This window comes from Candidatus Merdisoma sp. JLR.KK006 (assembly GCF_036941035.1).
GTDB lineage: Bacteria > Bacillota > Clostridia > Lachnospirales > Lachnospiraceae > Laedolimicola.
This window is the reverse complement of record NZ_JAYMNS010000032.1, coordinates 21,541-40,410: the sequence shown is the minus strand read 5'-3', so window position 1 is coordinate 40,410 and position 18,870 is coordinate 21,541. Positions and strand designations below refer to the sequence as shown.

Here is an 18,870-nt window from a genome sequence, read left to right as displayed (position 1 = left end):
ATGAAAAATTATACAATTACCGTAAATGGCGTGGCATATGATGTAACCGTAGAAGAAGGCGGCGCAGGAAGCGCACCCGTACGTGCGGCAGCTCCGGCAGCGAAACCGGCAGCAGCACCGGCTCCTGCAGCAAAGCCCGCGGCAGCGGCAGCAGCAGGCGGAATTGAAGTAAAGGCTTCCGTTCCGGGCAAGGTATTTAAGGTAGAGGCTTCCGTAGGCCAGGCAGTAAAGGCCGGCGACAGCATTATAATTCTGGAAGCCATGAAGATGGAGATCCCCGTGGTTGCTCCCGAGGATGGTACGGTAGCCAGCATCAATGTTGGAGTAGGCGATGCGGTAGAATCCGGCGATCTGCTGGCATCCCTGAACTAACAAAAACTGGAATCCTATCAAACTAACGGAGGTTAAGACATGGGATATATATTAGAAACACTGGGAAATCTCATGCATCAGACAGCATTCTTTAATCTGACCTGGGGAAACTATGTCATGGTTGGCGTTGCATGCTTTTTCCTGTTCCTGGCTATCAAAAAAGATTACGAGCCCCTTCTTCTGGTTCCAATCGCTTTTGGTATGCTGCTTGTTAATATTTATCCGGATATTATGATCAGTCCGGAGGAATCTTCAAACGGCGTAGGCGGCCTTCTCTATTACTTCTATGTACTGGATGAATGGGCAATCCTGCCGTCCCTGATCTTTATGGGTGTTGGAGCCATGACAGACTTCGGCCCCCTGATTGCAAATCCCAAGAGTTTTCTTTTGGGAGCTGCGGCACAGTTCGGTATCTTTGCCGCATACTTAGGAGCTATGGCTATGGGCTTCTCTGACAAGGCGGCAGCAGCTATCTCCATCATCGGAGGCGCAGACGGCCCCACATCCATTTTCCTGGCCGGAAAATTGGAACAGACAGCGATTATGGGCCCCATTGCGGTGGCAGCCTATTCTTATATGTCTCTGGTTCCCGTTATTCAGCCGCCCATTATGAAGCTGCTGACTACGGAAAAAGAGCGTAAAATCAAAATGGAGCAGCTTCGTCCCGTATCCAAGCTGGAGAAGATTCTCTTCCCCATCATTGTTACGATTGTAGTCTGCCTGATTCTGCCCTCAACCGCACCGCTGGTAGGTGCGCTGATGCTTGGCAACCTGTTCCGTGAATCCGGCGTGGTTCGTCAGCTTCAGGAGACCGCTTCCAACGCATTGATGTACATCGTAGTTATCCTTTTGGGTACTTCTGTAGGTGCAACTACAAGTGCCGAGGCATTCCTGAACTGGGATACCCTTAAGATCGTTGTTCTTGGTCTGGTTGCATTCGCCTTTGGTACGGCGGCCGGAGTTATTTTCGGAAAGATCATGTGCAAGGCAACAGGCGGAAAGGTAAATCCGCTGATTGGCTCCGCAGGCGTATCTGCCGTTCCTATGGCAGCCCGTGTATCCCAGAAGGTAGGTGCAGAGGCAGATCCCACCAACTTCCTGCTGATGCATGCCATGGGCCCCAACGTAGCAGGCGTTATCGGTACAGCCGTAGCAGCCGGAACCTTTATGGCTATCTTTGGCGTAATGTAAATAAAAACTATAAAACAGTAACACCTCGTACAGTGTCGGAAGGATTTGCAGGCACATGCTTTCGTGACTGGAAATACTTCTAAGTAGGAGGTGCTGTTAGAGGTGTTACGGAACTGGAAACAGTAACACCTCGTGCAGTACCAGAAGAATTTACAGGCATATCTTTTCGTGACTGGAAATACTTCTAAGTAGGAGGTGCTGTTAGAGGTGTTACGGAACTATAAATAGGAGGTTATAGAATGTCACAGACTAAACCGGTAAAAATTACCGAAACGATATTGCGTGATGCTCATCAGTCCCTGATTGCCACACGTATGAGTACAGAGCAGATGCTTCCCATTGTGGAGAAGCTTGATCAGGTAGGCTACCATTCTCTGGAGTGCTGGGGAGGAGCAACCTTTGATGCTTCTTTGCGTTTTCTTCATGAAGATCCTTGGGAGCGCCTGAGAAAGATCAAAGAAAAAGCAAAGAAAACTCCGCTTCAGATGCTGTTCCGCGGTCAGAACATCCTGGGCTACCGTCCCTACGGCGACGACGTAGTAGAGTACTTTGTACAGAAGTCCATTGCAAATGGTATCGATATCATCCGTATCTTTGATTGTTTAAACGATCTTAGAAACCTGGAAACAGCCGTAAAAGCTTCCAACAAAGAGAAAGGTCATGCACAGATCGCGCTTTCCTATACCTTGGGCGATGCTTACACCCTGGAGTACTGGACTAACATTGCAAAAGAGATTGAGAGCATGGGTGCGGATTCCATCTGTATCAAGGATATGGCAGGCCTCCTGCTGCCCTATAAGGCAACGGAGCTGGTAACAGCGTTAAAGAGTGCTGTGAAGATTCCGATTCAGCTTCATACCCACTATACCTCCGGTGTAGCTTCTATGACTTATCTGAAGGCCGTAGAAGCAGGCGTAGATGTTATCGACTGTGCAATGTCACCCTTTGCACTGGGAACCTCTCAGCCTGCAACAGAGGTTATGGTAGAGACCTTTAAGGGAACACCTTATGACACCGGCTATGATCAGAACCTGTTGGCTGAAATCGCAGACTACTTCCGTCCCTACCGTGACGAGTGTCTGGAAAGCGGCCTCCTGAATCCCAAGAACCTGGGCGTTAACATCAAGACCCTGCTGTATCAGGTACCGGGCGGTATGTTGTCCAACCTGACCTCTCAGTTAAAGGATCTGGGTGCGGAAGACAAGTACTATGAGGTTCTGGAAGAGGTACCCCGTGTACGTAAGGACTTCGGTGAGTGTCCGCTGGTAACACCGTCCTCACAGATCGTAGGAAGCCAGGCCGTTATGAACGTGGTAGCAGGCGAGCGCTACAAGATGGTAACCAAGGAAACCAAGGACGTTCTTTCCGGCAAGTACGGAAAGACTGTAAAGCCTTTCAATCCCGAGGTACAGAAGAAGTGTATCGGCGATGCAGAAGTAATTACCTGCCGTCCGGCGGATCTGGTTCCCAACGAGTTAGAGACTCTGGAGGCAGAGATGGCTCAGTACAAGGAGCAGGATGAGGATGTATTGTCCTATGCATTATTCCCGCAGGTAGCAACAGACTTCTTTAAATACAGAGAAGCACAGAAGACTAAGATGGATGCAACCGTAGCAGATACCAAGAACGGCGCATATCCTGTATAAGCAGATTTATTAAAAATTAGAAAAGCAGCTGTCATAAAGTGAAGTCTCATAGCTTTATGACAGCTTTTTCCGTATTGGAAACACATTATATTAGTTATTAAACTTTTGTTAGAATTCAACTGATTTTGGAAACAGATGAGAAGTAAGAGAGAACATTTGTGAAGAAAACTGGTAAAATAAGAGAGAGTTCAGGCAAAAGAAAGTTAAAGAAAAATGTAGGAGCGTTTATATTATGGAATCAAGAGTTGAAGCGGCAAAAAAGAGACATGCTGACAGGTATAGCTGCTCACAGGCAGTATACTGCGCATTTTGCGATCTGGTGGGTGAGACAGAGGAACAGGCAAAGCAGAAGGCGGCCCCTTATTCCGGCGGCGCAAAGGTAAAGTGCGGTGCGGTGATGGCAGCGGAGCTGGTTCTTTCGGCAAAAGCAAAGGAGCAGGGGCTTGACGAAGAGACGCTTATTGGAGATCTGGAGAAACGTTTCCAGGAAAAGAATACAACCGTAATCTGCCGGGAGCTTCGAGGCGAGAAGGGAAAACCTCGTCTGCGTACCTGCAGGGGGTGTGTGGAAGACGCTTCCGAAATCCTGGATCAGATGTTGCAACAGCTTTAATATCAAAAGTCAAAGAGCACATAAAAATTACTATTTCTGAAAGAGCATTTTATTGATTGATTATATGTAAGGGTTCATTACCCGAATGTGGCAATTACGCATGAAAGTAATTCATCAAGGGGGCAATTTGCTTGACAAATTGCCCCTCTGTGTTTATGATAAAATTTAGTGAAATCAGGCTCATTATATAGAGCGTTTAACTTGAGCCAAAAAGAAAAAGAGGAGTGTAAAAACAATGGCAGTACCTTACAATCATCGAGCAGTAGAAGAAAAATGGCGCAAGCACTGGGAAGAGCATCCGGTGAATGTGAATGACGGAAAGAAGCCAAAATATTATTGTCTGGACATGTTTCCTTATCCATCAGGAAACGGACTTCATGTAGGACACTGGAGAGGATACGTCATCAGCGACGTGTGGAGCCGCTATAAGCTCATGCAGGGCCATTACATCATCCATCCCATGGGCTGGGACGCTTTCGGTCTCCCTGCAGAAAACTATGCCATCAAAATGGGCGTTCATCCTGCCAAATCCACAGCCGAGAACGTAGCAAATATCAAAAAGCAGATCAACGATATCGCAGCCCTTTATGACTGGGATATGGAAGTAAACACCACAGATCCCGGATTCTACAAATGGACCCAGTGGATTTTTGTAAAAATGTTCAAAGAGGGATTGGCTTACGAAAAGGAATTCCCCATCAACTGGTGTCCCTCCTGTAAGACCGGCCTTGCAAACGAAGAAGTGGTAAACGGTGTCTGCGAGCGCTGCGGAACCACCGTAACCAAAAAGAACTTGCGCCAGTGGATGCTGAAAATCACTGCCTATGCGGAGCGCCTCTTAAATGACCTGGATAAGCTGGACTGGCCGGAAAAGGTTAAGAAGATGCAGACAGACTGGATCGGGAAATCCTACGGTGCGGAAGTGGAATTCCCCGTAGACGGACGGGATGAGAAGATTACGGTCTACACCACCCGCCCTGATACCCTTTACGGCGCAACCTTTATGGTACTGGCTCCGGAGCATGCTCTTGCAAAGGAGCTGGCAACAGACGAGACAAGAAAGGCTGTGGAGGAGTACATTTTCCGTTCCTCTATGCGTTCCAATGTGGATCGTGTTCAGGACAAAGAAAAGACGGGCGTATTTACCGGAAGCTATGCAGTCAATCCCATGAACGGCGCTAAGCTTCCCATCTGGCTGTCCGATTATGTACTGGCTGATTATGGTACGGGAGCCATCATGTGCGTGCCTGCCCATGACGACCGTGATTTTGAATTTGCCAAAAAATTCCATATTCCCATTATCCAGGTAATTGCCAAAGATGGGGAAGAGATTGAAAATATGACCGAAGCCTACACAGCCGCCAGCGGTAAGATGATCAATTCCGGTGACTGGAACGGCATGGAATCCTCAGTCTTAAAGCAGGAAGCGCCGCTGATTGTAGAGAAGATGGGCGTGGGAAGAAAGACTGTTAATTACAAGCTTCGTGACTGGGTATTTTCCCGTCAGCGTTACTGGGGCGAGCCGATTCCCATTATTCATTGTCCTCATTGCGGCAATGTTCCCGTTCCCGAGGATCAGCTTCCCCTTACATTGCCGGATGTGGAGAGCTATCAGCCTACAGGTACCGGAGAATCACCTCTGGCGGCCATTGATGAGTGGGTGAACACTACCTGTCCCGTCTGCGGCGCGCCTGCCAAGCGTGAGACCAACACCATGCCCCAGTGGGCAGGCTCATCCTGGTATTTCCTGCGCTATGTGGACAATCACAACAGTGAAGAGCTGGTAAGCAAGGAGAAAGCAGACAAATATCTGCCCGTAGACATGTACATCGGCGGCGTGGAGCATGCGGTGCTTCATCTTTTGTATTCCCGTTTCTACACCAAGTTTCTTCATGATATCGGTGTGGTAGATTTTGACGAGCCCTTTACCAAGCTGTTCAACCAGGGCATGATCACCGGAAAGAACGGCATTAAAATGAGCAAGTCCAAAGGAAATGTAGTATCTCCCGACGATCTGATCCGTGACTACGGCTGCGACGCTCTGCGTATGTATGAGCTTTTTGTAGGACCGCCGGAGCTGGATGCGGAGTGGGACGACCGGGGAATCGACGGCGTTTCCCGTTTCCTGAAGCGCTTCTGGAATCTTGTTCTGGATAATAAGGATAAAAATGCGAAAGCAACGCCGGAAAGCGTGAAGCTTCGCCACAAGATGGTGTACGATATCAGCACACGTCTTGATAGTTTTAGCTTAAATACGGTTATTTCCGGATTTATGGAGTATAATAACAAAATGATAGATCTTGCCCGGAAAGAGGACGGCATTGACAGAGAGACCCTGGAGGCAGCCATTACCCTCTTAGCACCCTTTGCGCCCCACATTGCGGAGGAGCTCTGGGAAGAGATGGGACATAAGGACAGCGTATTTGCCCATGGATGGCCCTCTGCCGATGAGGAAGCCATGAAAGATGACGAGATCGAGATTGCCGTTCAGGTGAACGGCAAGACGAGAGGAACCGTCACAGTTTCCACTACTGCTACCAAAGAAGAAGCGATAGCAGCCGGAAAAGCAGTGGTGGCGGATCGTCTGGGAGGAACCATCGTCAAAGAAATCTACGTTCCGGGAAGAATTATTAATATTGTGGTGAAACCATAAAAGAACTATGGTTCTTTTAACAGCAGCTCCCAGACAGTGCCAGAAGAATTTACGGACGGCTTTTAACGGATGGAAATTCTTCTATAACAGGGGTACTGGATGGATGCTGCGGAACTGGAATCAGCAGTATCACGACAGTGCCAGATGGATTTACGGATGCATGCTTTTGCAGCCGGAAATACATCTAGACTATTTGTGTACTGGAAGGGATGCTGCGGAACTGGAATAGGAGAATGATATATGGGTTATGGAAGCTTTCAGGGAGGGGTGCATCCTTTCCCCGGAAAGGACATAACCAAAGAGAAAGCCGTTTTGGAATATCTGCCAAAAGGGGAGCTTGTATACCCTCTGGCACAGCATATAGGGACCCCTGCAAAGGCAGTTGTTGCTCCGGGTGATGAAGTACTGGCAGGACAGGTGCTGGGGGAAGCTTCCGGCGCTGTATCGGCCAATGTGATAAGCTCCGTATCAGGGCGTGTTCGGACTATTGAAAGAAGAATGCTGGCAACCGGCGTGATTTCCCAGGCGGTGATAGTAGAAAACGACAGAGAATACCGTCCGGTTCCGGGTATGGGCAAGACCCGGGATCCGGAAGAAATGACAAAAGAGGAAATCCGTGCCGCAGTGAAAAATGCCGGAATTGTTGGCCTGGGCGGCGCAGGTTTTCCTACCCATATAAAGCTGACGCCAAAGGATGATGACTCCGTTGGCTATGTAATTGTAAACGGTGTGGAGTGCGAACCCTATCTGACAGGTGATTACCGACTGATGTTAGAAGAACCGGAACGCATCCTTGGGGGACTTCGGGTGATCCTAAGGCTCTTCGGGAAAGCAAAAGGAATTGTTGCCATTGAGGAGGACAAGCCGGAGGCCGTAAAGAGGATGAGAGAGGCAATCGGGGAAAATGGCTCCGGAAAGACTTCCATAGAAGTATGTGTCCTAAAGGCCAAATATCCTCAGGGAGCCGAACGGAACCTGATTTTTGCTGTTACAGGCAGAAAGATTCACTCCAAAAAGCTTCCGGCCGCTGCAGGGTGCATTGTATGCAATGCGGCTACTGTCCATGCAGTGGGAATGGCAGTCTGTGAAAGCATGCCTCTTATGAGCCGGGTTATAACCGTTACCGGGGATGCCATTGCAAATCCCCAGAATTTTCGTGTAAAAATTGGTACAAATTATACGGAGCTGATAGAAGCCGCAGGAGGATTTACCTGCGGGCCGGAAAAGGTAATTGCAGGAGGTCCCATGATGGGAATGGCCCTGACAGTTTCCGATGTTCCGGTGACAAAGACCTCATCAGCCCTCCTTGCTTTTCAGCATGACGCCGTGGCAGAGGTGAAGCCGGGAAGTTGCATTCGCTGCGGCCGTTGTGTAAAAGCCTGTCCCTGCAGGCTGGTTCCTCAGAAAATGTGGGAGGCCTGTAAGCATTACAATATAGAGCTGTTCCAAAAGCTTAACGGCATGGAATGCTATGAGTGCGGTTCCTGCACCTATGTGTGTCCGGCAAGGCTTTCCCTGACTCAGAGCTTTAAGCAGGCCAGGATGATGGTGTCAAATGAGAAAAGGCGATCCGGTCCAATGGTGTCAGAGCTTGGAAAAAGGACCTATGTAAAAGCAGGAAAAGAGGCAGGTGAGACAGGATGAGAGAATTGTGGAATGTGTCGTCATCGCCTCATGTAAGAGACTGGACCGGCGCACAAAATTTGATGTTTGACGTGGCTCTGGCCCTTTTGCCGGCCGCAGCCTTTGGTGTATATCGATTTGGAGCTTATGCCCTCTGTGTTCTCCTGGTGGCCGTAGGCTTTGCATTGCTTACGGAGTACACCTATGAGGCATTGGTAGAAAAGGAAAATACCCTTTGGGATGGAAGCGCACTGGTGACAGGGCTTCTTTTGGGAATGAATCTTCCCCCTCTGGTTCCCTTGTGGATTCCCATGCTTGGCAGTATCTTTGCTATTCTTGTGGTGAAGCAGCTTTTTGGAGGAATCGGGCAGAATGTTGTGAATCCGGCTATGGCAGCCCGGTGCTTTCTGCTGATTTCCTTTGCGGATCAGATGAATCAATATTCCGGAATGGACGGGATCTCTGGGGCAACCCCTCTGGAAGCGCTGAAAAGTGGGGGAACGGTCGATCTGCCAGCCATGTTTACGGGATTTACAACGGGATCCATTGGCGAGATATCAACCCTTGCTTTATTGGCAGGAGGTATTTACCTTTTGATAAAGGGAGTCATCGACTGGGTGATTCCGGTCATGTATCTTGTGAGCTTTGCACTGTTTATGGCTGTTTTTGGGGGACATGGGTTAGACTCATCTTATCTGGCGGCACAGCTTTGCGGAGGCGGATTGATGATTGGTGCCTGGTTTATGGCCACGGATTATACTACGAGTCCCATTACGGAAAAGGGACGATTTGTTTACGCCGTATTTTTAGGCATTTTAACCGGAATCTTCCGTTTGTGGGGGGCTTCGGCAGGAGGCGTGTCCTATGCGCTTGTTACGGCTAATTTACTGGTGCCATTGATTGAGAAAAATACCATACCCAAGGCATTTGGATGGGAGGGACAAAAGGATGGATAAGATAAAGGATGCTCTGACGCTGACATTGATTACCCTGATTGCGGGAATTCTCCTGGGCGGCGTGTATGAGCTGACAAAGGAACCGATTGAACAGCGTCAGATTGAAGCCAATGCAAAGGCATATCAGGCCGTATTGCCGGAAGCTCAGGAATTCCGGATGGATGAGGGACTTTCGGGTAAGGTAGCTGTGTCTGAGAGCCTGTTAAGGCAGAGCGGCTTATCACTGGAGCAGGTAACGATTGATAAAGCTGTTTATGGCTACAATGAATCCGGGAACTTTGCGGGGGTGATTGTGGAGGCAACCTCCAAGGATGGTTATGGCGGAGCGATTAAGCTGGCTGTGGGCGTCCGGGAGGATGGCGGTCAGAAAGTGATTTCGGGCATTGATTTTCTGGAAATGAATGAAACGGCCGGACTTGGCATGAAAGCTGCGGAGCCTGCTTTCAAGGAACAGTTTCAGAATAAGGCAGTGGAAAGCTTTGAGCTGACCAAGGATGGGGCTGTGGAGGAGTATCAGGTGGATGCCTTAAGCGGCGCTACAAGAACCTCCAATGCGGTGACAAATGCAGTGAACGGAGCCCTTTATTTTGCAAGGGAATCGGCGTTTAGGCAGTAGTTTGGGTGCTGTTAGAGATGTTACGGAACTGGAAACAGCAGTATTTGAACAATGCACAGAAGAATTTATGGATGCATGCTTTTGCAGCCGGAAATTCTTCTAGATGAGGGTGTATTGTTCAAATGCTGCGGTACTAAAAATAGGAGATTGGTATGAACGGTTGTCTGGAGCGATTATATAACGGGATTGTAAAAGAAAATCCCACTTTTATCTTGATGCTTGGCATGTGTCCCACATTGGCAGTGACCACATCCGCTTTTAACGGACTGGGCATGGGACTTTCCACCATGGCGGTTTTAGTGGTCTCCAACCTGATTATTTCAATATTGCGGAATGTGATTCCGGATAGAGTGCGGATTCCGGCGTACATTGTGATTGTGGCATCCTTGGTGACGGTTGTGCAGCTTTTGATTCAGGCATATATTCCAACTCTTTATGATGCCCTTGGAATCTATATTCCGTTGATTGTGGTAAACTGTATTATTCTAGGCAGGGCAGAGGCTTATGCTTCTAAGAATCCCCCTGTGTTGGCGACTTTTGACGGAATCGGCATGGGGCTTGGCTTTTCCATTGCGCTGGCCTGCATGGGATTTTTCCGGGAACTGATTGGGGCAGGAACCGTTTTTTCGGGAACGCCTTTTGCTTACAGCCTGCCGGAAATCTATGAACCGGTGTCCATTTTTGTTCTGGCTCCCGGAGCTTTTCTGGTTCTGGCCCTTATCATTGCTTTTTTAAATGCCATGAACATAGAGAACAATGGCCGGAAAAAGGTAGAGGGCTGTGACAGAGCCTGCGGAACCTGTGGGAAAATGGAGACCTGTGATAAAGCAAAGAGAAGATAATTGCGGAACCGGAAACAGCAGAATCCAGTATAAGGAAGTACTGCAGGGATTCCACGTAACTTTAATTAGGAGAAAATTGCAATGAAAGAATTGATGCTGATCTTAGTAGGCGCAGCCTTAGTCAATAATGTGGTTTTGAGCCAGTTTTTTGGCCTTTGCCCTTTTCTGGGTGTGTCCAAGCAGGTGAAGACGGCGGCCAGCATGGGGGCTGCGGTTATCTTTGTTATTACCATTTCCTCGGCAGTGGCAAGCTTGATTTATGATTTTATTCTGGTGAGATTTCATTTGGAATACTTACAGACAATTGTGTTTATTCTGGTAATTGCGGCTCTGGTGCAGCTTGTGGAGATGTTTTTGAAAAAGACAAGCCCGGGACTATATCAGGCTCTTGGTGTCTACCTGCCGCTGATCACCACCAACTGTGCGGTACTTGGCGTGGTGCTTCAGAACGTACAGAAAGAGTATGTTTTTGCTCAGATGGGCTGGAACGCTTTGCTGGTCAGCGTGGTGAACGGCTTTGGCACAGCCCTGGGATTTACCATTGCCATTGTAATTATGGCGGGAATCCGGGAGCGGATTGCCTATAATGATATTCCAAAGCCTTTTCAGGGAGCGCCTATTGTGCTTCTTACGGCGTGCCTGATGGCAATTGCCTTTTTTGGTTTTTCCGGGTTGATTTAAAAAAAACATATTGCCGGGACAGTTCAGGCGCACAGATGGCTTTCGGGCGTATACTTCTGAAGCCGGAAATTTATCTGCATACCCATGTACTGACCGGGGAATGGGAACTGGAAACGGCGGCGCTTCTGCAGCGTCGGAAAGATTTTTGGACATTTGGCTTTGGGGCCGGAAATTGTTATGGAAAATGGTACTGTTAGGGGTGCCAGGGAACTGGATTGGAGGAAATTATGGACATAATGGGAGTAGTATCTGCGGCCCTGGTTATTGGAATTGCGGGATTGCTTGTAGGCTGTTTGCTTGTGGGAGCGTCTTGTGTATTTCATGTGAAAAAGGATGAAAGGGAAGAGAAAGTGCGAGGTCTCTTGCCGGGCAATAACTGCGGCGGCTGTGGTTATGCGGGCTGTGACGCCCTGGCTGCGGCCATTGCTTCCGGGGAAGCCGATGTATCCTCCTGTCCGGTAGGCGGAAGCCGGGTTGGGAAAGCTATTGCAAAGATCATGGGAGTGGACGCAGGAAGCAATGTGCGTAAGGTGGCTTATGTGAAATGTGCGGGAACCTGTGATAAGACACGGGAAAAGAGCCATTACTATGGTGTGGAGGACTGCCGGATGGCAGTGATTGTTCCGGGAAGAACCTCTAAGAAATGTACCTATGGCTGCCTGGGCTACGGAACCTGTGTAAAGGTCTGTCCTTTTGATGCCATCCATCTGGAAAACGGCATTGCAAGAGTAGATCCGGGTGCCTGTAAAGCCTGTGGGAAATGTATAGCAGCTTGTCCCAACAGTCTGATTGAGCTGGTTCCCTACCGTTCCCGCTACAGGGTAAGGTGCAGCTCCAATGATAAGGGAAAGGCTGTAAGAGAAGCCTGTGACGCAGGCTGTATCGCCTGCCGTGCCTGTGAAAGAGCCTGCGACTATGGTGCGGTGATTGTAGAAAACAACCTGGCACGGATTGACAGTGAGAAGTGCGTAGGCTGCGGAGCCTGTGCGGAGAAATGTCCAACCGGAGTGATCCGGATTGAGGGAAGATAAAGATTTGGAGCGATTTACAGACACATGCTGCTGTGGCTGGAAATTGATCTAGGTAGAGGTGCATGGATAGGCTCTTACGGAACTTAGAATAAGAAGAGAGGGAATCAAATGTCAAAGAAAGTAGCTGTTTACGGGATGCTAGTGGCTCTGGCGTTTCTGCTGAGCTATGTGGAGACTTTGATTCCTTTTTCTTTTACTATACCGGGAATTAAGCTTGGACTTGCCAATCTGGTTGTTGTTGTGGCTTTTTACTGCCTGGATGTAAAGAGCGCTTTTGTCATATCTATGGTGCGGATTCTGCTTGCCGGACTGACATTTTCCAGTCTGTCCGTTATGCTGTACAGTCTGGGCGGAGGTCTTTTAAGCTTTCTGTGTATGGCCCTGGCAAAGCGTTTTACATCCTTAAGTATTACCGGTGTCAGCATACTTGGGGGAGCAGCCCACAATCTGGGCCAGCTCTTCGTAGCGGCTGCAGTCGTTCGGACAGGAAGCCTGATGTACTATTTTCCGGCCTTACTCGTTGCCGGGACAGCTGCGGGAACATTGATAGGTTTATTGGGCGGTCTGGTAACAGTGCGGCTTGGGCCTTTTTTGCGGCAGGGAGTATAAAGCAGAGCGTATAAAATAAGCCGTTCTTAATGTTTTGAAAAGCGATTGAAAAACATAAGAACTACATAAAAGAGTGAGAAAGACGGAAAAGAAAGGCAGAGGAAATGTTGAAAAAGCAGGATGGTATTTTAATTCTAGTACTTCTGGTAATTGCAGCCGTCTTTTTTTGCGGCTATCGGCTTTGGAACCGGGAATCGCCGGAGGAAGTAGTGGTTTATGTGGGAGAGCAGGAATATGCCCGATTTTCTGTAAAAGAGGACAGGGAGCTTCTGATTGAGACGGAAAACGGAACGAATCGGCTGATTTTAAAGGATGGAGAGGCTGATGTAACGGAAGCATCCTGTCCGGATAAAATCTGTGTGCATCAAAGCCCTATTTCCGAGACGGGAGAAACTATTGTCTGTATGCCTAACCGGGTGATTATAACCATAGAGAAAGCTTCTCAGAGGATGAATGTAAATAAATCGTAGATTGCATTCTGTAAAGAATAATAAAATTTTAGTTCCGGTATATTTGGAGCAGTATACGAAGGTGTGAGTTTATAGTCAAACCTTCAATTATGAATATGTCCGTAAACGGGGAATATGATATACAAATCAAAACAAAAGAAAGAAGATGATTCATTTGAAGATTTGGAAGGATAAGGTGTCAGAATATGTGCCGGAGGCATCCACATGGTTTCATCATACTACCTGGAACCGCATGGTGCTTTTAATAAGGTGGCTGTTATTTTCCGTGATCACCGGAGGCTGTCTGGGACTGGCAGGAACTTTTTTTGGAAAAAGCGTGGCTTTTGTGACGGAGCTTCGAACGGCCAATCCATGGATACTCTTTGGCCTGCCCCTTGGGGGTATTTTGATTGTATGGATGTATCAATGGGAGAGTAAGCAGGAGAAGAGCAGTACCAATCGTGTGCTGGATGCGATTCATGCAGAAAAGGAAATTCCAATTAAGACGGCTCCTCTGATTTTTGTATCTACGGTTCTGACCCATCTTTTTGGCGGTTCTGCCGGAAGAGAGGGTGCGGCGCTGCAGCTTGGAGGCAGTATCGGAAATTTTCTTGGGAAATGCTTCCGGATTGATGAGAGTGACAAGCGAGTGGTAATTATGTGCGGAATGAGCGCCGCATTTTCGGCTTTGTTTGGAACGCCCATGGCGGCGGCTGTTTTTTCCATGGAGGTTGTCAGTGTAGGAATTATGCATTATGCGGCGCTGGTTCCCTGTGTGCTGTCTTCTTATATTGCAGGCGCTATAGCAAAGTCATTTGGAATGGAGGAAGAGCACTTTGTCATTGGGGAGATTCCGGAACTGACCCTTATCACCGGCGGAAAGATTTTAATTCTGGGCTTTCTCTGTGCTGCAGTCAGTATACTTTTTTGCGTGGTCTTACATAAAACAGAGCATTTATTTCAAAAAAAACTGCCAAATCCTTTCCTGCGCACGTTTGTGGCAGGCTGCCTGATTATTGTCTTAACACTTCTATTGAGAACTACGGATTATTTGGGCTCCGGTATGCAGATCATTGAGCAGACCATGGAGGGGAATGTGATGTGGGCTGCTTTTTTGCTGAAGATTTTGTTTACAGCCATTACCTTGGCCGGAGGCTTCAAGGGGGGTGAGATTGTTCCTACCTTTTTCGTTGGGGCTACCTTTGGCTGCCTGATGGGAAAGATTTTGCAGATTTCCCCGTCTCTGGCGGCAGCCTGCGGCATGACAGCGGTATTCTGCGGTGTGACCAACAGTCCCATTTCCTCTCTGCTGATTGGATTGGAGATGTTTGGATTTAAGGGGGCGCCGTTCCTGTTTTTGTCCCTGTCTGTAAGCTATATGCAGTCCGGTTATTACGGCTTGTATCACAGTCAGCGGATTGTTTATTCAAAGGTAAAGATGGAATATATTAATCAGAATACGAAAGAGTAGTAAAATGATTTTTTGATTTTGGGGATTTCTATCAATAAATTTAGGAAAGTTGAGAGGAAAAGGATCTTCTTGGACTTTTAAGCCATTGCGAAGAATGGGATGTTATATCCAACACGGAATCCGGAGATGGATTTAGTGATATTTTGGTAGAAGCGGAAAATGAAAGCATCGGGATGGTGCTTGAAATAAAATATTCAGAGAGTGATGATATGGAAGGAGCCTGTAAGGAAGCCTTAAAGCAGATCAAAGAAAAGGGATATGAAGACAGGCTTGTGGAGGATGGGATGGAGATGATTTTTCGCTATGGGATTGCATGTCAAAGGAAGAAGTGTAAGGTGACAGTATTAATTTAGACAGATATCTGAAAGTGCCTGAAGAATCGTGAATTCGTGAATGATTGAACGGATACTTTGGATATACTATGGTCAATGGCAAAATATCTGCCCTCATAATATTTTAAGAAGGTGCCCTGGGGTATATCTCTTTATGCACAAAAACCATGTGCAGGGCAATGAAAGGAGAGAAAAAGCGATGAAAGAAATCATGTATTCGGTAACCAATCCCATGGGGGTACATGCCCGTCCCTGTGCGCTGCTGGCTCAGTGCTGTGTAAATTTTAAGAGTATTGTTACAGTGGCGGCCAATGGAAGAACGGCTGACGGACGGAATGTGCTTGAGCTTTTGGCTTTGCGTGCAAGGGTGGGAGATACCTTGAATGTACAGGTAACCGGCGAGGATGAGGAAGAAGCCTGGAAAGCGGTACGCAGCGTGATTGACAGGGAATTTAACGAGAAAAAGGCTGCGGATCTGCTGCGGATTGCTTTTTTCGGCACGAAAGATTATGACAGAATCTTTTTTAGCGAGTTAACCAGAGATAAGGGAGAGGGAACCTATAATTCCGATATTCACTATTTTACTTCTAATTTGGGTCCGGAGACGGCAAATCTGGCTGAGGGCTATGATGCGGTCTGCGTATTTGTCAATGACAATGTTTCCCGTCCGGTAGTGGAGCGGCTGAAAGAGTGCGGCATCCGGCTGATTTTGCTGCGGTGCGCAGGCTTCAACAATGTGGATTTGGAAGCGGCGAGAGACTGCGGCATAACCATTCTTCGGGTGCCGGCCTATTCGCCCTTTGCGGTGGCTGAGCATGCCATGGCCATTGTTCAGGAGGCAAACCGCAGGCTTCACAAGGCATACAATAAGGTAAAGGATAATAATTTTGCGTTGAGCGGTCTTTTGGGATTGGATTTGCACAATAAGGTGGCCGGAATTGTAGGTACCGGCAAGATTGGCGTATGCATGGCCAAGATCTGCAGGGGCTATGGGATGACTGTGCTGGGCTGGGATGCCTATCCCAATGAGGAACTGGTGAAGGAAGGCATTCTGACCTATGTGGATAAGGAGGAGCTGTTCCGGCGTGCGGACTTGATTTCCCTCCATGCTCCGCTGTTCCCCATTACCCATCACATTGTCAATGAAGAGAGCATTGGATGGATGAAGGATACGGCTATGCTGGTGAATACGGCGAGGGGCGCCCTGGTTGACAATGAAGCGCTGATTGCCGCATTGAAGAGAGGAAAGTTTCAGGCGGTGGCGCTGGATGTCTACGAGGGTGAGGATGAGAATGTTTATACGGATCGCAGCGACAAGGCGATTACGGATGATATTACAGCCAGGCTTCTGATGTTCCCGCAGGTGGTGCTGACCAGCCATCAGGCATTTTTTACAAGGGAGGCTATGCAGGCCATTGCCGTGGTTACGATGGAAAATGCCCGGAATTTTAATGAGGGGAATGATTACGGCGGAGCAGAAGTGAAAGCATGATTTGCAGATGTACAGACTGCTGATATACAACAGAAGCATCCCCGTCAGGAAATATAGCGCTGCAGACGCATCAATTCCTGGCGGGGATGTTTCTGATTGGGAATGAAACGGTTCCCAATTGTTATTAACCGCCATCCCTATACACATTTTTTATTTCATAAAGCTTTTCGCTAACTGTACCATCTGCTCCATTCGGGCAACTTCCTCCGGAGATTTTCCCTGCTTCAGCGTTTCAAAAATCTGGTTGAATTCATCCTGGGACATCTGCTGATTGGAGTTTTTGGCTGCGTTCATTATTTTCTGAAAATCATTTGGATTCATGGTTTCACTCCCTTCCGGCATGGGTGGCGGGGAAAATGCTTCCGGATTGTCTGTGTCATCCCATTGCTCCTGCATATTGGGCATATCTGAAAAATCCGACATGTTGGACATCATATTGGAATACTGCATATAAGCAGTCAGCATCTCCATAATCCGGATCATTGAATCAATTTTCTGATTTAATTCATTGCATTTTTTTTGTACATCGTGAAGAAGCTTGTAGCCGTCTTCTGTGAAATTCATATGGATTTCCCCCTCTTTTCTTTAATATATGTACTCTCATGAAAAATATGAATATCATAAAAGAGAAGCCGATGCGCAAATCGATTTACAGGCACAATCCCAAGGGGCTGGAAATTGATTTAGGGCAAGGGCGTACTGAAAACATATTGCGGAGCTTAAATAGGAGGTTTTTTATGGGACGTTTGATCATAGATGATACGACGATTTACGAGCTTGATGAGGAGTGCATGAAACGAAAAGAGCAAGAAAAGATGCTTGCGGACAGAGTAAAGGAAACAGAGACAAAGGACGGGACTTTTGCAAAAGACAGGGTGAAGGAAAGGCCGGCTCCATAGAGCCGGCCTTTCCGGGTGGCTGATTAGCAGCCGCATCCGCCGTTGTTGCCGCAGAAGCCGCCGTTGCCGCCGCAGCAGAACAGAAGCAGGATGATCCACAGACAGCTGTTGTCGCCGCATCCGCCGTTGCCGCCGAAGAAGCTTCCGTTGTTGCCGCATCCGCCGCAGCAGGAGAGCAGCAGAAGGATCCAGATCCAGGAACAGCAGCTGTTGCCGTTGCTCATTTCATTACATCCACATCCACAGTTTGTAGCAGTCAAATCACTCATGAGAAATCCTCCAAAAATAATTATTTACAATCCCATACTATGTGGAAGCGGGGAAAGTGTGAATTTTTTTGAAAAATCTAAATGAAATATTTGTTTCTTAAAAATCATGGGTCGGGGAATATTTACTTGTACAAACTCCTTGTTTGTGAGAGAATAAAAACAAGAAAAAGTATAAAGATAAAAGAAAGGGCTGTGATGATCTGAAAATCATGGTAATAGGAATAAACTTATGCCTGCAACCTACGCACATTATCAATTCGGCAAGCTGGTCTATAAGGCTTTGCCAAAGGAAATACGAACCATTATAAAAGAAAATAAGGCGGCCTATCTGCTGGGGCTTCATGGGCCGGATCTGATATTTTATTACCGCCCTGTATGGAAGAATAGGGTAAATCAGCTTGGAGTGCGGATGCACAAGGAGCCGGCCATTGAGTTTTTTGAAAAGGGCAGACAAAGGTATCAGGAGCGTCCAAGCAATGTGCTGTTGTCTTATCTCTGCGGTTTTCTTTGCCACTTTATGCTGGACAGTGAGTGCCATCCTTACATCAATAGCTATATGGAGAGGTATCAGCTTGGCCATTTGGCGATAGAAACAGATTTTGACCGTTTTTTGATAGAGGAGGACGGGAAAGATCCGGTGCGTTTGAACTGTACGGCCCATCTGTGTCAGGATTATGATACGGAAGAGGCGATTGCTTCTATGTTCGAGGGAGTGACGGCACGGCAGATCGATCAGTCCATACAGGGCTTCCGGCGCTGCATTCGGTTTTTCCGGTGTTCTACCATGGGAAAGCGGCTGTTTTTGCGTGGACTGTCCAGAGTGGCAGGTCAGGACAGGCAGATTGGCGGACTGATTATGGACGGCGTGCCGAATCCTGCCTGCGATAAGAGCCGAATTTATCTTCGGGAGCGTCTTCATGAGGCGGTGACTCCCACGGTAGAGGTAATTGAGGAATATGTTTACGGAATTGCCACCGGGGAGCCTTTAAGCAAACGGCTGGCAAGAGATTATGAGAAATTGGAACTGGAGTAGTTTTGAAACGGCAATGTTTTATCAATGTACAGAATAATTTACGGACAAATCGTGTTATAGACGAATTTTTTAATGGAGGTGTATTGGGAGGG

The 18,870-nt window shown here is 47.8% G+C and carries 20 protein-coding genes and 1 pseudogene; 19 read left to right on the top strand and 2 right to left on the bottom strand.

The features are described 5' to 3' along the window. The 17 genes and pseudogenes from VSQ61_RS18920 (at position 1) to VSQ61_RS18840 (ending at position 16,577) form a co-directional block, all read left to right on the top strand. On the top strand, positions 1-372 hold the full coding sequence (locus VSQ61_RS18920; protein WP_334345951.1) for a biotin/lipoyl-binding carrier protein: 372 nt from the start codon (positions 1-3) through the stop codon (positions 370-372). A 39-nt stretch (positions 373-411) separates the two neighbouring features. Then, a complete protein-coding gene (locus VSQ61_RS18915; protein WP_334345950.1) occupies positions 412-1,563 on the top strand; it encodes a sodium ion-translocating decarboxylase subunit beta in 1,152 nt (383 codons plus the stop codon). Positions 1,564-1,802: 239 nt separating this feature from the next. Beyond that, on the top strand, positions 1,803-3,209 hold the full coding sequence (locus tag VSQ61_RS18910; RefSeq protein ID WP_334345949.1) for an oxaloacetate decarboxylase subunit alpha: 1,407 nt from the start codon (positions 1,803-1,805) through the stop codon (positions 3,207-3,209). A gap of 232 nt (positions 3,210-3,441) precedes the next feature. Continuing rightward, a complete protein-coding gene (locus tag VSQ61_RS18905) occupies positions 3,442-3,822 on the top strand; it encodes a C-GCAxxG-C-C family protein (protein WP_334345948.1) in 381 nt (126 codons plus the stop codon). 235 nt (positions 3,823-4,057) lie between these two features. Then, the gene (gene leuS, locus VSQ61_RS18900) at positions 4,058-6,475 is read left to right on the top strand and encodes a leucine--tRNA ligase (protein ID WP_334345947.1); all 2,418 of its coding nucleotides are present in this window, start codon (positions 4,058-4,060) and stop codon (positions 6,473-6,475) included. A 240-nt stretch (positions 6,476-6,715) separates the two neighbouring features. Continuing rightward, entirely contained in the window at positions 6,716-8,119 is a 1,404-nt protein-coding gene (gene rsxC, locus VSQ61_RS18895) for an electron transport complex subunit RsxC (protein ID WP_334345946.1), read from the top strand. Next, a complete protein-coding gene (locus tag VSQ61_RS18890) occupies positions 8,116-9,054 on the top strand; it encodes an RnfABCDGE type electron transport complex subunit D (protein WP_334345945.1) in 939 nt (312 codons plus the stop codon). The genes rsxC and VSQ61_RS18890 overlap by 4 nt, the downstream gene beginning before the upstream one ends. Next, positions 9,047-9,670, top strand: coding sequence for an RnfABCDGE type electron transport complex subunit G (locus VSQ61_RS18885; protein WP_334345944.1), 624 nt, complete (start codon positions 9,047-9,049; stop codon positions 9,668-9,670). Before VSQ61_RS18890 ends, VSQ61_RS18885 begins: the two co-directional genes overlap by 8 nt. 152 nt (positions 9,671-9,822) lie before the next feature. Then, a complete protein-coding gene (gene rsxE, locus VSQ61_RS18880; RefSeq protein ID WP_334345943.1) occupies positions 9,823-10,512 on the top strand; it encodes an electron transport complex subunit RsxE in 690 nt (229 codons plus the stop codon). A gap of 81 nt (positions 10,513-10,593) precedes the next feature. Next, positions 10,594-11,193, top strand: coding sequence for an electron transport complex protein RnfA (locus VSQ61_RS18875; RefSeq protein WP_334345942.1), 600 nt, complete (start codon positions 10,594-10,596; stop codon positions 11,191-11,193). A 35-nt stretch (positions 11,194-11,228) separates the two neighbouring features. Next, complete coding sequence (locus VSQ61_RS18870) at positions 11,229-11,390, top strand: hypothetical protein (RefSeq protein ID WP_334345941.1); 162 nt, start codon at positions 11,229-11,231, stop codon at positions 11,388-11,390. A 30-nt stretch (positions 11,391-11,420) separates the two neighbouring features. Continuing rightward, positions 11,421-12,224 (top strand): RnfABCDGE type electron transport complex subunit B, encoded by an 804-nt coding sequence (locus VSQ61_RS18865; protein ID WP_334345940.1) that lies wholly within the window; start codon positions 11,421-11,423, stop codon positions 12,222-12,224. Between the two features lie 108 nt (positions 12,225-12,332). Further along, positions 12,333-12,833: a Gx transporter family protein gene (locus tag VSQ61_RS18860; protein ID WP_334345939.1), complete on the top strand. Its 501-nt coding sequence runs from the start codon at positions 12,333-12,335 to the stop codon at positions 12,831-12,833. 104 nt (positions 12,834-12,937) lie between these two features. Continuing rightward, positions 12,938-13,303, top strand: coding sequence for a NusG domain II-containing protein (locus VSQ61_RS18855; protein WP_334345938.1), 366 nt, complete (start codon positions 12,938-12,940; stop codon positions 13,301-13,303). Between the two features lie 154 nt (positions 13,304-13,457). Continuing rightward, positions 13,458-14,753 carry a chloride channel protein gene (locus tag VSQ61_RS18850; protein WP_334345937.1) on the top strand — a complete coding sequence of 432 codons (1,296 nt, stop codon included), beginning with the start codon at positions 13,458-13,460 and terminating at the stop codon, positions 14,751-14,753. Between the two features lie 101 nt (positions 14,754-14,854). Further along, positions 14,855-15,106, top strand: a pseudogene (locus tag VSQ61_RS18845) (PD-(D/E)XK nuclease domain-containing protein); the annotation flags it as partial. 178 nt (positions 15,107-15,284) lie between these two features. Continuing rightward, positions 15,285-16,577 carry a fused HPr family phosphocarrier protein/2-hydroxyacid dehydrogenase gene (locus tag VSQ61_RS18840; RefSeq protein WP_334345936.1) on the top strand — a complete coding sequence of 431 codons (1,293 nt, stop codon included), beginning with the start codon at positions 15,285-15,287 and terminating at the stop codon, positions 16,575-16,577. Positions 16,578-16,727: 150 nt separating this feature from the next. Here VSQ61_RS18840 and VSQ61_RS18835 read toward each other — a convergent pair whose 3' ends face one another. Next, complete coding sequence (locus tag VSQ61_RS18835) at positions 16,728-17,141, bottom strand: hypothetical protein (RefSeq protein WP_334345935.1); 414 nt, start codon at positions 17,139-17,141, stop codon at positions 16,728-16,730. Between the two features lie 173 nt (positions 17,142-17,314). Between VSQ61_RS18835 and VSQ61_RS18830 the strand changes: the two genes are divergently transcribed. Next, the gene (locus tag VSQ61_RS18830; RefSeq protein ID WP_334345934.1) at positions 17,315-17,476 is read left to right on the top strand and encodes a hypothetical protein; all 162 of its coding nucleotides are present in this window, start codon (positions 17,315-17,317) and stop codon (positions 17,474-17,476) included. Positions 17,477-17,499: 23 nt separating this feature from the next. On the opposite strand, the gene VSQ61_RS18825 is transcribed toward VSQ61_RS18830, so the two are convergent. Beyond that, entirely contained in the window at positions 17,500-17,745 is a 246-nt protein-coding gene (locus tag VSQ61_RS18825) for a chorion class high-cysteine HCB protein 13 (protein ID WP_334345933.1), read from the bottom strand. 229 nt (positions 17,746-17,974) lie between these two features. Between VSQ61_RS18825 and VSQ61_RS18820 the strand changes: the two genes are divergently transcribed. Further along, on the top strand, positions 17,975-18,778 hold the full coding sequence (locus tag VSQ61_RS18820) for a zinc dependent phospholipase C family protein (RefSeq protein ID WP_334345932.1): 804 nt from the start codon (positions 17,975-17,977) through the stop codon (positions 18,776-18,778). The last annotated feature ends 92 nt before the right edge of the window (positions 18,779-18,870 follow it).